Annotated in this window: 16 protein-coding genes; 11 read left to right on the forward strand and 5 right to left on the reverse strand. The window is 71.2% G+C overall.

What is annotated here, in order from left to right; translation table 11 throughout:
* The 3 genes from G4D86_RS49135 to G4D86_RS49145 all read left to right on the forward strand — a co-directional run.
* Positions 1–1,106: type VI secretion system Vgr family protein (locus tag G4D86_RS49135; RefSeq protein ID WP_240360922.1), on the forward strand; the 1,106-nt coding region annotated here is incomplete at its 5' end.
* A gap of 44 nt (positions 1,107–1,150) precedes the next feature.
* Positions 1,151–3,406 (forward strand): M23 family metallopeptidase, encoded by a 2,256-nt coding sequence (locus tag G4D86_RS49140; RefSeq protein ID WP_164002586.1) that lies wholly within the window; start codon positions 1,151–1,153, stop codon positions 3,404–3,406.
* A complete protein-coding gene (locus G4D86_RS49145; protein ID WP_164002587.1) occupies positions 3,387–3,917 on the forward strand; it encodes a hypothetical protein in 531 nt (176 codons plus the stop codon). The genes G4D86_RS49140 and G4D86_RS49145 overlap by 20 nt, the downstream gene beginning before the upstream one ends.
* A 28-nt stretch (positions 3,918–3,945) precedes the next feature.
* Here the strand turns inward: G4D86_RS49145 and G4D86_RS49150 are convergent, their stop codons facing one another.
* The 4 genes from G4D86_RS49150 to G4D86_RS49165 all read right to left on the reverse strand — a co-directional run bounded on the left by G4D86_RS49150 (position 3,946) and on the right by G4D86_RS49165 (position 7,433).
* Positions 3,946–5,061: a glycerate kinase gene (locus G4D86_RS49150; protein WP_164002589.1), complete on the reverse strand. Its 1,116-nt coding sequence runs from the start codon at positions 5,059–5,061 to the stop codon at positions 3,946–3,948.
* Positions 5,058–5,396: a hypothetical protein gene (locus tag G4D86_RS49155; protein ID WP_164002591.1), complete on the reverse strand. Its 339-nt coding sequence runs from the start codon at positions 5,394–5,396 to the stop codon at positions 5,058–5,060. Before G4D86_RS49155 ends, G4D86_RS49150 begins: the two co-directional genes overlap by 4 nt.
* A 163-nt stretch (positions 5,397–5,559) precedes the next feature.
* The gene (locus G4D86_RS49160; RefSeq protein ID WP_164002593.1) at positions 5,560–6,054 is read right to left on the reverse strand and encodes a YkgJ family cysteine cluster protein; all 495 of its coding nucleotides are present in this window, start codon (positions 6,052–6,054) and stop codon (positions 5,560–5,562) included.
* 59 nt (positions 6,055–6,113) lie between these two features.
* Positions 6,114–7,433, reverse strand: coding sequence for a class I SAM-dependent rRNA methyltransferase (locus tag G4D86_RS49165; RefSeq protein WP_164002595.1), 1,320 nt, complete (start codon positions 7,431–7,433; stop codon positions 6,114–6,116).
* A gap of 29 nt (positions 7,434–7,462) precedes the next feature.
* Here G4D86_RS49165 and G4D86_RS49170 point away from each other — a divergent pair, with 29 nt between their 5' ends.
* Positions 7,463–7,993 (forward strand): hypothetical protein, encoded by a 531-nt coding sequence (locus G4D86_RS49170; protein WP_164002597.1) that lies wholly within the window; start codon positions 7,463–7,465, stop codon positions 7,991–7,993.
* 55 nt (positions 7,994–8,048) lie between these two features.
* Complete coding sequence (locus tag G4D86_RS49175; protein WP_164002599.1) at positions 8,049–8,582, forward strand: FxsA family protein; 534 nt, start codon at positions 8,049–8,051, stop codon at positions 8,580–8,582.
* Positions 8,583–8,600: 18 nt separating this feature from the next.
* On the opposite strand, the gene G4D86_RS49180 is transcribed toward G4D86_RS49175, so the two are convergent.
* Positions 8,601–9,752, reverse strand: a complete 1,152-nt coding sequence (locus tag G4D86_RS49180) for an acyltransferase family protein (protein WP_164002601.1) — start codon at positions 9,750–9,752, stop codon at positions 8,601–8,603.
* A gap of 80 nt (positions 9,753–9,832) precedes the next feature.
* On the opposite strand from G4D86_RS49180, the gene G4D86_RS49185 reads away from it, so the two are divergent.
* From G4D86_RS49185 to G4D86_RS49210, 6 genes are all read left to right on the forward strand, one after another.
* Positions 9,833–10,648: a YfiM family protein gene (locus tag G4D86_RS49185; protein ID WP_240360923.1), complete on the forward strand. Its 816-nt coding sequence runs from the start codon at positions 9,833–9,835 to the stop codon at positions 10,646–10,648.
* Between the two features lie 199 nt (positions 10,649–10,847).
* Positions 10,848–11,969, forward strand: a complete 1,122-nt coding sequence (locus G4D86_RS49190) for a cytochrome-c peroxidase (RefSeq protein WP_164002605.1) — start codon at positions 10,848–10,850, stop codon at positions 11,967–11,969.
* Positions 11,970–12,010: 41 nt separating this feature from the next.
* Positions 12,011–12,409: a hypothetical protein gene (locus G4D86_RS49195; protein ID WP_164002607.1), complete on the forward strand. Its 399-nt coding sequence runs from the start codon at positions 12,011–12,013 to the stop codon at positions 12,407–12,409.
* Between the two features lie 205 nt (positions 12,410–12,614).
* Positions 12,615–13,457, forward strand: a complete 843-nt coding sequence (locus G4D86_RS49200) for a c-type cytochrome (RefSeq protein ID WP_164002609.1) — start codon at positions 12,615–12,617, stop codon at positions 13,455–13,457.
* Positions 13,458–13,482: 25 nt separating this feature from the next.
* Complete coding sequence (locus tag G4D86_RS49205) at positions 13,483–14,127, forward strand: respiratory nitrate reductase subunit gamma (protein ID WP_164002612.1); 645 nt, start codon at positions 13,483–13,485, stop codon at positions 14,125–14,127.
* 18 nt (positions 14,128–14,145) lie between these two features.
* Positions 14,146–14,787, forward strand: a complete 642-nt coding sequence (locus G4D86_RS49210) for a cytochrome c3 family protein (RefSeq protein WP_164002613.1) — start codon at positions 14,146–14,148, stop codon at positions 14,785–14,787.
* Positions 14,788–14,790 lie beyond the last annotated feature (3 nt).

Genomic DNA, 14,790 nt, shown 5'->3' on the forward strand with positions numbered 1-14,790 from the left:
AGCCGTGGGGCGGGCCGGCGTGGGGCGACGTGTGGCTGCCGCGCATCGGCCAGGAGGTGATTGTCCGCTTCCTGGAGGGAGACCCGGACCGGCCGCTGGTGGCGGGGGCCGTCTACAACGGCACCAACACGGTGCCGTACGCACTGCCGGACGAGAAGACGAAGTCGACGCGCAAGAGCGCCTCCAGCCTGGGCAGCGACGGCTTCAACGAGGTCCGCATCGAGGACGCGGAGGGGGAAGAGGAGGTCTTCGCCCACGCGCAGAAGGATGAGGACCTGCTCACCGAGGACAACAAGAAGCAGCGGGTGGTCGGCTACGAAGACCTCCTGGTGAAGAAGGACCGCAAGCGCACGGTGGAAGGCAACCAGAAGCTGCACGTCGAGAAGGACGACGTGGGCGTGGTGGAGGGCAACCAGACGCTGCTCGTCCAGAAGAACCGCGACACCCGGACGGTGGGCAGCCACGACGAGGCGGTGGAGGGCAACCAGGCGATGACGGTGGGCAAGAACCTGACGGCCACCATCACCCAGGGGGCGATGGAGAACGTGGGGGCGGCGAAGGCCACCACCATCGGCGGCGGCTACAGCGTGAATGTCGCGCTGGTCTACAACGAGGCCACCGGCGGGCTGAAGTCGATGCAGGTGGGCGCGGCCCACACGGAGCTCGTGATGGGCTCCCGGCAGGAAACGGTCGCCAAGGACAAGCAGTCGAAGATGCTCGGCACCTTCCAGCTCGAGGTGAAGGGCATGATGTCGCTCACGACCGCCAAGGATGTGAAGGAGACGGTCAACGCGAAGTCCTACCTCCAGGTAGAGCTGCCCGTGGCCTTGCTGGCGAAGTCCTTCGAGCTCAAGGCCGACACGTTCTCCCTCATCGTCGGCGACAAGCTCTACCTCAGCGTCGAGAAGTCCGGGGACGTGAAGCTCTACGCGAGCAAGCTCACCCTGGACGGCTCGGAGATCAAGTTCAAGGGAGGGAAGATCAAGAAGCTTGGGGCGGGCTCTGTTCCCGGGAAGAGCGTCCCCAAACAGGATGTGGAGAAGCTGGAAGACTCGGAGCCTTCCGAGAGCGCTCCGAAGAAGGCCATCTACCGGGTCGGCATCTGAGGTCTCGAGCCGTTCCCTTCGGTTGTCATTGAAACCAGGCACCCATGATCATCAGTCCTCCCTTCCTCCCGGCGCGCGCGGCCGACCAGTCCGACAACGATTGGATCGACGTGGCCATGGCAGGTGGCCAACCCGGTGATGGCGCCTACCCGGTGAGCCACAACCTTGCCTGGCATGGCGGCATGCATCTCACCGCGCCCATGAATGCCACCGAGACCGCGCCACTGCCCGTTCGGGCCATCGCCAATGGCACGGTGGTCTATCTGCGGCAGCCCACGGCTCCCAGCAGCGACCCGGACCATGCCCTGAACTACGGTGGCGGCTGGACCAGTGACGGTGTGGTGGTACTCCGGCACGAGACGGAGATTGGTGAAGGCGCGACCGCGCAGGTCACCTTCTTCTCCGTCTACATGCACCTGTCGAGCGTCCACGCGGGAGTCACTCTCAACCGGCCGCTCTACCGCAAGGCGGAGATTGGCGCCGCCGGGCAGATCTACGGCAGCACCGAGCACAAGATTCATCTCGAAATCATCTGCGACGACACCCACCTGGCGCGGCTGGTGGGGCGTGCCTCGGGAGAGCTCGACACCACGGCCAATGGCCGCACCAATGCCCTCTTCGGCGAGGTCTACGTCAAGGTGCCCTCGGGCGCGAGCATCTACGCCACGCGGCCCGCCGCCAATATTACGCAACCGACCGCGGCCGCCGCCCATACCACCACCGAGGACCTCTTCATCGGCATCCGCTATGCGGGCGGTGTGGGCATCGCCGGCAACCGCGCCGACGCCTACGTCACCACGTACCGCGCGAACGGCACCAATGTCGGCAATACCCTCGAGGAGGATGCGGCCGAGTACCGCCTGTACACGGACTCCAGAGACATCAGTAACGCCCACCCCGTCACCGGCCGTCCGGCCATGAGCGCGGTCTATGAGTTGCTGCGGTTTGGCCGCACCATCTACACGACCACCACCCTTACCCCCGCCACGACACCGCACTGGCGGCGGGTCAACTACCCGGGCGGCGCGGGCTGGGTGAACCTCAACGCCACCGGAACGACGAAGTTCAGCGATGCGGACTTTCCACACTGGCGCGGCTGGGCGCTGGTGGATGACTCCACGGACCAGGACGGCCGTTGTGACTCGGCGACCATCCGCGGCTGGCTGGATACGGATGGCAACGGCGAGATTCCGCCCGCCGAGGCGACCGCCCGGCTCACCGACCAGGCCATTGCCGCGAAGATGGCCAGGACCATCTGCAAGTTCCCGACGGAGTGGGATGTCGGCACCTTCGATGCTCGCTGGGGCTGGCTGAAGACGCAGACGCCGGAGAACCCCACCGCGATGAGCGACGAGGACTTCGAGCTGCTGAGGGCACACTTCACCGCCCTGAGCTTCTGGCAGCTGGCCAACCTGCGCACGGGAAGCGATGCCAACGCGGCGGCCCTCCCCGCCACTCACTGGCGGTTCAGTCCGCGCGAGTTCGTGAAGTGGTTCAGGCATTGTGGATGGCTGAGCTCCCGGGAGCTCGCGCATTGCATTCCCAGGACGAGCCTGGGGAACGCGGGCACGAACAACGTCAACCTGACCTGGGCCCAGGCGCTGCAACGCGCCGGAAACCGTGCGGCGACCGTCAACATGCTCTTCATGAAGTACCTGGGGCCGGGCCGGCAGCGGCAGACGCATGCCCTGGCGCAGATCTACATCGAGACCGGCCTGCTCGGGGTGATGACCGAGGGTGGGCAGGGGCAGACGTATGCCTATGGGGCCTTCTACGGCCGCGGCTTGATGCAGCTCACCTGGCCGTTCAACTACGCGGGCTACGGGAGCTACCGGAAGCTTCCCGATCAGACGGGCACCGCCACGTACGTGGATTCACGTATCACCGCCACCTCCACCCATCTGTGGGAGAGCGGAGGCACCAACCAGCAATGGGGGCCCCGGTACGACCCTCACGTTGTGGGCACCCAGGTGCAACACTCCGCGGAGAGTGGCGGCTACTTCTGGGTCAGCAAGACCTTCCGGAGCACCCGCAACATCAACCGCGCCTGTGACCTGGGGCTTGGCGTCAACCACGTCGGCTTCATCTCATGGCTGGTCAACGGTGGAGGCAATGGCTACCGCCAGCGCCACCAGTACGCGCGATATGTCGCGAACATCTTGCTGGATGAGGTGCCCCGGACCGGAACCGAGGAATGGGCCTACCCGCCGCTGGTCCCGGCCCTGACAGCAACCTTTCCGCCGGGCTCTCCGGCCAATACGCAGACGGTGACGGTGAACTATGCGCCCCAGGTTCCTTGAGACTTCGTTCGCGGCGCTGTGCCTGGGGCTCCTCCTCGCCACGGCGGCCCGGGGGGATACCGGGAGCCCCTGGGAGGCCCACCCGCAGATGGGGCGGTGCTTCGCGGATGCCCCGGCGTTCATCCGGGCGGCCTTCGGTGAGGCGGGGCTGGAGGATGAGAACATCCGCTCCCGTCCGGCGAAGCCGTTGAAGGACGGCAGTGTCTGGGTCATCGACTACACGCCAGGCACGAACTATCAGTGGCACCTCCTGCAGCCCGGCGAGGGAGGACAGGTGTGCCTGACGCTGTTCGTCCCCGCGGCGGCGCAGGTGGAGCTCAGCCAGAAGGGACGGGAGTGGACCGCGAAGGCGAAGACCCAGGCCTCGCCCGGGCTCCCCGCGAAGCAGGTCGAGTTCAAGCGCCCGGCGGGGCAGGGGCGGTTCAGTGCCGTGGCCTGCCAGGAGATTGACTACACGAAGAGCCAGGCGGGCTCGCGACGCAAGGTCGACTGCGCCACCGTGTTCGACTGATCCTTCCCCGCCGCGTGCGTGGGGGCTTTCAGCGCCCCTTGAGCCGCGCCGCGCACCAGCGCGCCGCGGCCTCGCAGAGCGCCTTCGAGGCGGAGTCCTCCGGGCGGGCCTGGGCCGACAGGTCCACCACCTCGTGGAAGAGGTCCAACTCCAGCCCGTCCTTGCGGTCCACGCAGCCGGCGAAGAGCACCACCGGGGTGCCGTGCTCGCGGGCCAGCCGCGCCAGTCCGCCCGGGCCCTTGCCCAGCGACGTCTGCCGGTCGAAGCGGCCCTCGCCGGTGAGCACCACGTCCGCCATCAGCACGCGCCGCTCCAGGCCCAGCGCGCGCGACACCAGCTCGTAGCCGGGCACCAGCCGCGCGCCCGCCAGCGCCACCAGCCCGAAGCCAAAGCCTCCCGCCGCGCCCGTGCCGGGCCAGCCCGCGGACGTGTCGCCCACCACCGAGGTGAGGTGCGCCAGCGCAGCCTCCAGCTCCTCCACCGCCGCCGCGTCCGCGCCCTTCTGCGGCCCGAAGAGGTGCGCGGCCCCGTCCGGCCCCAGGAGGGGAGACGTCACGTCCGTGGCGCCCAGCACCTCCACCGTCCCCAGCCGCGGGTGCCGTCCGCTCGCGTCCACCTTCACGAGCCGCGAGAGCGCCGCGCCACCGGGCGGCAGCGGCTGTCCCTGGGCATCCAGGAAGCGGTAGCCCAGCGCGGTCAGCGCGCCAGTGCCTCCGTCGGTGGTGGCGCTGCCACCCAGCCCGACGATGAGGCGCTCGCAGCCGGAGTCCAGCGCCGCGCGCAGCAGCTCCCCGGTGCCGTACGTGGAGGCGTTGCGCGCGTCCAGCGCCTCGGGGGCCAGCCGCGACAGGCCGGAGGCCGCCGCCATCTCCACCACCGCGGTGCGCCCGTCATCCAGCAGCGCCCAGTGCGCCTCCACGGGTGCGCCCAGCGGCCCCCGCACCACCTGCGTGCGGCGCTCGCCGCGCGTGCCCGCCAGCAGCGCGTCCACCGTGCCCGGGCCGCCGTCGGCCAGCGGCGCGACGTCCAGCACCACCTCCGGCGAGGACTCGCGAATGCCCTTCGCCATCGCCTCCGCGGCCTGGGCGGAGGTGAGCGTGCCCTTGAACTCCTGCGGTGCGACGAGCCAGCGGGGAGAAATCACGGGGAGGGCACCGGGTCCTTCCTGGGAGCATCCGAGGGCGTGGCGGGAGGCGGAGCGGGGCGCACGTCCAGGCCGCCTTCGGGCAGGGCCAGCGACTCGCACCGCTCCTCGAGTCCGAGCTCCACGCAGCGCTCGTCCGAGCGGCACCGTCCGCGACAGGGCAGGGGCAGGCAGTAGCCCGTTGCCTCGTCACACGTGGTGCCCACGGGGCAGGTGGCGTAGCAGCCCCCCGCGGCGCGCTGCGCGGCGGCGCTGCCCATGGCGATGCTGGTGTTGATGAGCGCGTTGACGACGGCCCCGTTCGCGCCCCGGCAGCCGGCAAGAACGACCAGCACGATGAGCCACCGACGCTTCCCTGCCGTCCTCATCCTGCGTCGCTCTCCCGCCATGACCTGGATACCGGTGTATCACTCCGCCGGCCTTCCGGATCCGCGGTTCGGCACGCACGTGACACAGGTATTCTGGAGTTGCGGCATTGCCCTGAATCCAGACATGGAGTCATGGCTCCTCCGTGTCCGCGGTGACCCGTGCCTCCGCGTGCCAGTCCAGCAGGGGACGGGGCGCTTTGAGGGACGGCGCCACGCGCTGGGAGATGCGCTCCAGCCGCTCCAGCAGTGCGCCCACCGTCTCGGCCGGCTGTCTCGCCGGGCCGCGGATGCGCTCGCAGAAGAAGGTGCGGCAGCCGAAGGGCCGGTCCGCGTACACGGTGCAGCGCAGGCCCGCGGCGTCCAGGTAGGGACAGCCTCCGTCCTCGCGTGGGGGCGGCAGCGGGCGGCCCTTCGCCAGCAGGTCCCACTCCGGCTGCCACAGCCAGGGCTGGCGGCCGGTGCGAGACAGCTGGCAGCACTCCCCACTGGCCGGGCAGGAGAAGGGAGCGTACGCCGCGTCTGCCTGGCGGTAGACGGTGCGCACCTCCTTGAGTGCGCGCTCCCGCTCCCGGGTGCCCCCCGCTGGCGAGTCGTCGTCCTGCTCGTCCCAGTCCCGCGTCCGCATGGCACCGCTGTTCTCGCACGTCACCCGGACCGGGGTCGACGTGCCGGGGTTGGAGTTCCTCAGAGCACGCGCAGCACGAAGCACTTGAGGTAGCGCGTCTCGCGCAGGTTCAGCAGCACGGGGTGGTCCCTCCCCGCGCCGCGCCGCTCGATAATCTGTACGCGCCGCTTCGCATCCGCTGCGGCCGAGGCCAGCATGTCCTCGAAGGCCTGCTCGTCCACGTGGTACGTGCAGCTCGCGCTGATGAGGATGCCGCCGGGCTGCAGCAGCTGCATGGCGCGGAGGTTGATTTCCTTGTACCCGCGCAGCGCGGCGGCGATGGCGTCCTTGTTCTTCGCGAAGGACGGCGGGTCCAGGACGATGGTGTCGAAGTGCTTGCCGTCGTCCACCGCGTCGCGGAGGAAGTCGAAGGCGTTGGCCACCACCACGTCCAGGTTGGACAGCTTGTTGGCGGCGGCATTCTCGCGGAGCTGCGCGGCCGCGGAGTCGGAGATTTCAATCGCCGTCACCGTCTTCGCCCGCGTGGCGAGCTGCAGCGCGAAGCCGCCCACGTACGCGAAGCAGTCCAGCGCCTCGCCGTGGGCGTAGTGCGCCGCCATGACGTGGTTCTCCCGCTGGTCCAGGAAGGCGCCCGTCTTCTGGCCCTCGAGCAGGTCCGCGCGCATGCGCACCAGGCCCTCGTCGAAGGACACGGGGCCGGGCAGCTCGCCGCGCAGCAGGCCCTTCTCCGGGGTGAGCCCCTCCAGGTTGCGCACGCCCACGTCCGAGCGGTTGATGATGCCGCGCGGGTGGAACTGCGCCTCCAGCAGGTCCACGAAGAGCGCCTTGCGCTGCTCCGTCGCCGGCACGAGGAACTGGACGCTGAGGTAGTCGCCGTAGCGGTCCACCACGAGGCCCGGAATCCCGTCCGCCTCGCCGTGGACGAGGCGGTAGGTCTTCTCGCCCGGCAGCGCGCGGCGGCGCAGTTCGTCCGCGGCCAGGAGGCGCTGGCGGAAGAAGTCCTCGTCCACCGCGACGTCCTCGAAGGTGAGCCAGCGCAGCGAAATCTTGGACTGCTTCGAATAGAAGGCCTTGCCGAGGAACCAGCCGCGGCTGTCCGTTACGCGCACCACCTCGCCGCCGGCGAGGCCCGGGTCGCCGTTGAGGTCCGCGCGGTAGATCCACGGGTGGCCGGCCTGCCAGCGCTCGACGCCGCGGCGCACCAGGGAGACCTGGGGCAGGCCGTCGGGGGCGATGTCCGGCGTGGTGCGGTCCGGGGCGGGCTTCTCCGGGCGGCCGTGGGGCCGGTTGCGGCCCTGCTGCGGGGAGTTGCGGCCCTGCTGCGGAGAGGAGGGCCTCCCACCGCGGTGGGGATTCGGGGGCTTGGGGGAGGTGGGCATGGCGTTCGCGGCGTATACTCGCAACCCGCGTGAGATACGAGTTGCTCCTCCAGACGATGACGCCGGGCGTACCCTACGAGCCGGCGAAGGTGGATGCCCTCCTGGCCGAGCGGCGGGTAGTCGCCCGCCCGGACGGGCTGCGCGTGTGGCAGCTGCGCGGCGGCGACGTGGAGGTGGGCGAGCTGCGCGAGGGCGGCCAGGTGGTGGCCACCGAGCTGCGCGTGCCGCTGTCGGACCGGCCGGACCTGGTGCGGGAGGTGGTGACGGAGGCCGCGTCCCTGGCCGCCGAGGCCGGGGCCCGGCTGGTGGACCCGCAGCTCGGCCGCTCGCTGTCCGCCAACGACGACGGCGTGGTGGTGGAGCAGTACATGCGCACCGCCTGGTACGCGGGCCACGTGGCCGGCGTCTCCGCGGCGATGAGCGCGGGAAGCCTCTCGGAGGCCGCGCGCGAGTCGCGGAGCTTCATGCCGTCGGGGCGCTTCTTCCTCATCGCCATCGGCGTGTTGTTCGCCCTGTACCTCGTGGTGGACTCGCTCATGTCGAACCTCGGCGGGCGGTAGGCGCCGCAGGGCCGGTTGTCCGGCGCGAGGGCGCCCGGCGCGTTAGGTTGGGGGCGTGTTCAAGTACCTCCTGCTGGCCTTCACCGTGGTGCCCTTCATCGAGCTGTACCTGCTGCTGGCCATTGGCCGGGAGGTGGGCTTCCTGCCCACGCTCGCCATGGTGCTGGTGACGGGCCTGGTGGGTGCGTGGCTGGCCCGGCGGGAGGGCGGCCGCGTGCTGCGGAGCTGGCGCGAGTCCATGGCCCGGGGACAGGTGCCCGAGGAGGGCATCGTCAGCGGGGCGCTGGTGCTGGTGGGCGGCGCGCTGCTCGTGGCGCCGGGCGTGTTCACCGACGTGGTGGGGTTGCTGCTGCTGTTGCCGCCCACGCGCCGCTTCGTGGCCGCGCGGCTGCGCAAGTCCCTGGAGCGCAAGGTTCGCGACGGCTCCGTGCGCGTCACCACCGTGGGGATGGGTGGCTTCGGCGGGTTCGGTGGGGCTCAGGGGCCGTTCGCCGGAGGCACCTTCGACGAGGTGCCTCCCCGCTCACGACAGGGTGGCACCGGGGCCGAGGTGGACGCGGAGTTCACCGACGACAAGCCGCGGCACTGACGAGGGGACGCGCGAAGCTCAGCTGCGCGTGCCGACGCGCGTGCCGCCGAGGCTGGTTTCCAGCGTGGTGGAGCCCGCCCTCCAGGGACGTGCCTGCTCACGCACCCAGCGTCCGGCGCGGGCCACCAGCGTGCAGCCCACCAGCAGCGCCAGGCCCACACCCATCGCGGCGGGGACGCCCAGCGTGGGCCCGATGTGTCCCGCCAGGCCGGTGATGTCCGCCCAGCCGTAGACCACCGGCAGGTGCAGCACGTAGACCCACAGCGACAGGCGGCCGAACGGAGCCAGCAGCCCACTGAGCCGCCGCGGCGCCAGATTCACGGCGCCCAGCACCATGAGCCCCTGGCCCACCCGGTACATCACCATCCACGGGCTCACGGCGTTCCAGTCCGCCGGCAGCACCTGCGTCAGCGCGAGCAGCCCGGCACCCAGCGCCAGCAGCGCGAGGCCCTGCGGCCAGCCCGGGCGCAGCAGGTGCAACGCGTGCGCGGCCAGCGCGCCCGCGAAGAAGAAGCCCGCCCAGGGGAAGAAGGGGAAGCGGCTGCCCTCGGCGCTGCCGATGAACTGCTGCACCGGCCCGGGCAGCCCGGCGCCCAGGCGCCACATGGCCGCGCTCACCAGGGGGATGCCCACCGCCAGCACGAGCAGCACCCCCGCCCGGCCCCAGCGGGGCGGCGCCAGCGCGAGCAACGTGGAGCCCAGCAGCAGCGCGAAGCCGATGCACTGGAGCGCGTCGAAGGTGAAGACGTGCGTGAGCATCTGCTCCGTCCACCCCAGGTCTCTCACCGCGCCCCAGCCCGGCCAGTGCAGGAGGTAGCCCAGGAACAGCAGCAGCAACGCCCGGCGCACGCGGCGCCCGTAGATGTCGCGCGCCGCCGTGGGCTTCGTCCCCAGCGCCGCCACGACCGCCCAGCCGCTCACCAGCAGGAACAGCGGCGCGGTGACGCCTCGGAAGGCCCAGTAGTGCTGCACCCAGGGAAGCGCGCGCGCCGCGGGTGTCAGCAGCGCGTCCAGCGTGTGCCCCATCACCATTGCAAAGACAGCCAATCCCCGCGCCCCATCGAGTCCGGGGTGGCGGGTGGGCTGCTTCTCGAAAGTGAATGAGGGGCCGAGTCTCTTCACGCAACCTGGAGCATAGGCCGATGTGCGGGCCGCGTCTCGAAAACGCACAAATCGAGGGAACGTCCCTTCACTCCGAGGACAAGCTCCCGGACAGGTCGTGTGGTGCTACATGTCTGGGCATGCAACCGATGCGACGCTCCCTCCTCTCCCTGCTGCTCGTCCTGCCTGGCACGTCCGCCCTGGGCGCGGCCGGTGACGAATGGCTCGGCGCGGACAAGGCGAAGCACTTCGCCGTGTGCACCGTCCTCGCGGGCGCGGGCTATGGCGGGGGCGCGCTCCTCTTCGAAGCTCCCTCGGCGCGGTGGCTCACCGGCGCGGGGCTCGCGATGGGGGCCGGGCTGGGCAAGGAGCTGTACGACACCCGGAGCGGAGGCACGGGCTTCTCCGTGAAGGACCTCGCGTGGGACGCCGTCGGCACGGCCACGGGGCTCGGCGTGGCGTACCTGGTGGACCGGTTCGTCTTCGGACATGAGGCGCCGGCGTCCCCACCCGTGAGCCTACGGACCGTTGCCCCGTTCATCTTCGACGGGCGCGGCACCGCGCTCATCCTCCACGGGCGCGGCGGCGGTACCTCGCGCCTTGCGCTCGACGAGCTGCACCAGCTTCTCGCGCTGAAGGCGCGGGTCCACCGTCAACATGGCGCCGCCCCGGCCGTCGCCGCTGGTGACGAGCACGGTGACCTGCCCGCGCGGGCACTGGTTCATGCAGCCGGTGGGCAGGACGCGGACCTGCTCGGACAGGCCGCGCTCGGCGAACGCGCCCTGGAGCCAGCGCGGCAGGTCCAGGCCTCCGCCGCGCGCGCCACCGCGCATGAGGCACTTGCGGCAGACGAGGACTTCCACCTCGCGCGCCGCGTCCACCGGTCCGTCCCTACCGTCGTCCTGCATCCATCCTCCTCCGCAAGGGAGTCTCGAGCGCCCGATGCCCCGCTGCGCGGCCGCTGAAGGCCCCGGGCGCCGCCTGGAGGATTGGAGTTAGCCGCGCGCCCGCCTCCCCGCAGCCATGGCCCGCCCGAGCGTGCGCCGGACGGGCAGGGGGGCGCTCCAGGCCCCGGGTGTGCTGATGGATACGGAAAGCCGGGATGACGGTGCGACACTGCGTCACGAAACGCTTCGCGCGCACCTGCTGCTAGCGTCCCGCCCCATGCTTCGACACCGCCTGCTCTCGCTCCTCACGTTGTCCGCCCTGGGCGCCACCACGCTCCCCGCGTGCGAGCGCAGCCCGGAGCCCGCGCCGACGCCCGCGCCCGCCGCCGTGGCGGCTCCCGCCGTCGCGAAGCCGCGCGCGCCGAAGCCGCTGACGCCCGAGCAGCTCGGCCACTTCTTCCTCCCGCTGCCGCCGGCGAAGGACGCGAAGCCCGCGCCGAAGGACACCGAGGCCCAGGTGGCGCTGGGGCGCATGCTCTACTTCGAGCCGCGCCTGTCGAAGAACCACGACGTGTCCTGCAACACCTGCCACGGCCTGACGACGTTCGGCGTGGACAACAAGGCGCTGTCGGACGGGCACAAGGGGCAGAAGGGCTCGCGCAACTCGCCCACCGTGTACAACGCCGCCGGCCACATCGCGCAGTTCTGGGACGGGCGCGCGGACACGCTCGAGGCACAGGCGCAGGGCCCCATCCTCAATCCGGTGGAGATGGCCATGCCGGACGAGAAGCGCGTGGTGGCCACGCTGGCCTCCATCCCCGAGTACACCACCCGCTTCCGCGAGGCCTTCCCCGGCGAGAAGAAGCCGGTGTCGCTGGGCAACGCCGCGCGCGCCATCGCCGCCTTCGAGCGCCGGCTCACCACGCCCTCGCGCTTCAACCAGTACCTCTCCGGCCGGCACGACGCGCTCTCCGAGCAGGAGCAGCGCGGCCTCCAGCTCTTCGCCGCCACCGGCTGCACCACGTGCCACAACGGCCCGGCGGTGGGCGGCACGTCCTTCCAGAAGCTGGGCCTGGTGGAGGACTACCCGGGCCTCACGGACGCCGGCCGCTTCGACGCGACGAAGAACGAGGACGACCGGGGCAAGTTCCGCGTGCCCACGCTGCTCAACGTGGACAAGACGGGCCCGTACCTCCATGACGGCAGCGTGAAGGACCTGCCCACCATGGTGCGCCTGATGGCGAAGCACCAATTGGCGCGGACGCTCACGGACGCCGAGGTGGACGACCTGGTCGCCTTCCTCAAGAGCCTCACCGGCGAGCTGCCCTCTCCGGAGCTCATCTCCGAGCCGCCCCTGCCGGCCAGCACGAAGAAGACGCCCAAGCCGGACCCGTCGTGAAACGTGCGTGGCGCCTCGCGCGTTGCTAAGCAGCGAGGCCCATGGACCGAATGTTCTTCTACGCCCACTCCGGGCTGCGCTACCTGGTGCTGCTCGCCGGGGTGCTGGCCCTCGCCTATTTCGCCTTCGGGCTCGCCACGAAGCGGCCCTTCGACAAGGGCGGGCGCATCCTCGGCGCCTCCTTCGCGGGCCTGCTGCACACCCAGGTGTTGCTCGGCATCCTCGTGCTGGTGACGCGCATCTACTACCCCGCGCTCATCGGCCACATCGTGCTGATGGTGTTCGCGGCCGCCACGGCCCAGGTGGCGATGTCCGTCAACCGGCGCCGTCCCCAGCCGGGCTTCGTGCTGCCCCTGATGGGTGTGGTGCTGGCCCTCGTCTTCATCGTCGGCGGCATCATGGCCATCGGCCGCGGCGTGTTCACCACCACCGCGATGTGAAGCGGGCGTAGCGCGAGCGCACCGTCCCCGTTGGGGAAAATGCTGCGCTCGCGCGGGGCTCGCGGCGCAAAAGCTGCGCTGGCCTCGCGGCCCTGTCCGGATGTCTGCCCGCATGTTGGCGAGCGGGCATCCTGGCCCCCTCATTGCAGTCGTGCTCCTCCGTGCCGGGCAATGAGCCCGGCCTTCCTTGGAGGGGCACGCGGCGATGCGGACACAAGCCCTGGGTGGACGAAGGCCCGCGCGCGGGCTCGCCCCCGTCATTCAGCTCCTCGTCATGCTGGTGGCGCCCGCCGCGCTGGCGCAGGGCACCTCGCAGGGCGCGAAGCTGTTCTCGCAGCGCTGCGGGAGCTGCCACTCGGTGGGCGAGGGCGACCGCGTGGGCCCGGACCTGCACGGCGTGCTGGAGCGCCGTGACGAGGCCTGGGTCGCCCGCTTCCTGAAGAGCCCGGGCGCGCTCATCGACTCCGGTGACGCGGTGGCCACCGGGTTGCTGAAGCAGTTCAATGGCGTCCGCATGCCGGACCAGGCGCTCTCCGAGGAGGAGCGCGCCGGCCTCTTCGCCTTCTTCCGCGACTGCACCGCGAAGGGGAAGGGGAGCTGCAAGCCGTCTCCCACCGCGAAGCCGGGGACGGACGCCACGCCGGAGGAAATCGCCCGGGGCCGGCAGCTCTTCGAGGGCACCCAGGCGCTGGCCCACGGCGGCCCCGCGTGCCTGGGCTGCCACGACGTGCGTGGGCTGGGCGTGGCCGGTGGCGGCACGCTGGGCCCCAACCTCACCTTCACCTTCGCGCGCCTCGGAGACCGGGGGCTGACGCCGCTGCTGGCGAAGCTGGACACGCCGCTGATGCGCGAGCTGTACGCGAAGACGCCCCTCACGGAGGAGGAGCAGTACGCCGTGAAGGCGTACCTCGCGGACGTCTCGCGCGACGGCAGCCGGCCGCGCAAGGACAGGGACTTCTTCTTCCTCGGCGTCGTCGGCCTCATCGCCGCGCTGGGGTTCATCGGACTCGTCTGGGGGCCGCGCGGGACGGACCCGCGCGCCCACTGACGGCGCTGCTCGTGCGAGGCCTCCCGTGAGCGACTCCCTTCTCTTCTCCTTCCTTCCCTATGCGGCCGCCGTCGCCGCCGTGGCGGGCACGGTGCACCGCGTGACGGTGCGCGCACCGGCCGCCGTCCGGGCTCCCAGTGAGCCGTGGACGCCCGCGGGCCGCGCGGTGCTGGCCGGCGGCGTCACCGTCGTCCTCAACCACCTGCTGGGGCTGGCCGCGCCCCGGGCGATGCAGGCCTTCGTCGCGTCCCCGGCGCGCCTCTTCACGCTGGAGGCGGTGAGCCTCATCGGCGGCATGTTGCTGGGCTGGGGCCTGCTGAGCCTCACCCTGCGCCGCGCTCGCGATGGGCAGTGGCTGGTGGCCGGCTTCCTCGGGCTGGTGCTGGCGCAGGTGCTCACCGGCCTGCACATCGCCGTGGCGCTGCGCTGGGGCTCCGCCTGGTACCTCCACCTCGCGGTGCCGTACCTGCGCTCGCTGCTGGCCTTCCAGCCGGACGCGACGCTGATGGAGAAGGCGCCGCTCGTCTTCCAGGTCCACACCCTGGCCGGCTTCGTGCTGCTGGCGCTGGCCCCGTTCGCCCGCGCGCGGAAGGTCGCGGCCCTGGCGCTGGTGCCGCCGGCCTCGGAGTCGAACCTGCTCGCCACGCCCCGGGAGGAGACCGCTCGCTGACGCGCGCGGCCCACCGCCATGAACGACGCCTCGACTCGCCTCTCTCGTCCCACCCGTGCCGCCGGCCACGCGGGCGCGCTGCTGGCCCTGGCCCTGGCCGGGTGCAGCGGCCCGGTGAACAACCAGCAGGGCTACATGCCCGAGCAGCCCGTGGCCTTCTCTCACGCCGTGCACGCCGGCCAGTACGAACTGGACTGCCAGTACTGCCACGTGGGCGCGGAGAAGAGCCGCCATGCGGGCGTGCCCGCTTCCAGCGTGTGCATGAACTGCCACACGCAGGTGAAGACGGACTCGCCCGAAATCCAGAAGGTGGCGGCCGCGGTGGCGAAGAATCAGCCCATCGAGTGGGTGCGCATCCACCGCCTGCCGGACCACGCCTTCTTCAACCACGCCAGCCACGTCACCGCGGGGCTGGCGTGCCAGACGTGCCACGGGAAGGTGCAGGAGATGGTGCGCGTGGAGCAGGCCGAGCCCATGACGATGGGCTGGTGCCTGGACTGCCACCGCAAGATGGCGGCGGAGCAGGTGTCCGCGCCGCCGCCTTCCGCGCCGCGCTCCGGCGAGCTGCTCGCCATGTCCATCCAGGCCCCGGCGCCCGCGCCGCTGAAGGCCCCCCGCATCCTGCAGCCCCCCACGGACTGCTCCGGCTGTCACCGCTGAGGA

It is taken from the genome of Pyxidicoccus caerfyrddinensis, from assembly GCF_010894405.1.
GTDB lineage: Bacteria > Myxococcota > Myxococcia > Myxococcales > Myxococcaceae > Myxococcus > Myxococcus caerfyrddinensis.